Origin of the sequence: Curtobacterium sp. MMLR14_002 (assembly GCF_001864975.1) — a bacterium.
GTDB classification, from domain to species: domain Bacteria; phylum Actinomycetota; class Actinomycetes; order Actinomycetales; family Microbacteriaceae; genus Curtobacterium; species Curtobacterium flaccumfaciens.
Map to the genome: position 1 here is coordinate 1 of NZ_MJGT01000117.1, position 434 is coordinate 434.

A 434-nucleotide genomic window follows, 5' to 3' on the forward strand; every position below is an offset into this window, starting at 1 on the left:
GGCGCCGCTGAGCGCTCCCATCCTCCGGGCCGTCGTCCGCACCGAGCGTTTCGCTATCACCCGCGACAACCTGCTCGCTGCGATCAGCCCCTCGACCGATCTGACCCTCGATGCGTTGAAGGCCGACCACGGTCCGGTATACAGCCGCGCGCTTCGCTCGCTCGCCGATTATCTCGATTCATTGACGAGCGGAGAGAGCAGTCTGTCGGACGCGGCTGCATTCGCCGACGTTATCTCGGACATCGATAAGGTCGACCGACCGGCGCTCAGTGCGGTCATCGGCCGTTCTCCGACCGAGTGCCGGATTGCCGACCTCACGGGCGTTCCTGCCGGAACCTGGCCCGCGCTCGCGGGCAATGGCCGGTTCCCGGCGAACTTTGCCAACGTGACTCGGTACGTCGAGCAGTACGGCGTCGACGCGAACATCGCGACGG

The 434-nt window shown here is 66.1% G+C and carries 1 protein-coding gene; it reads left to right on the forward strand.

Going from position 1 to position 434, the window contains the following annotated elements:
- Nucleotides 1–434: hypothetical protein (locus BIU91_RS19075; protein ID WP_216099685.1), on the forward strand; the 434-nt coding region annotated here is incomplete at both ends.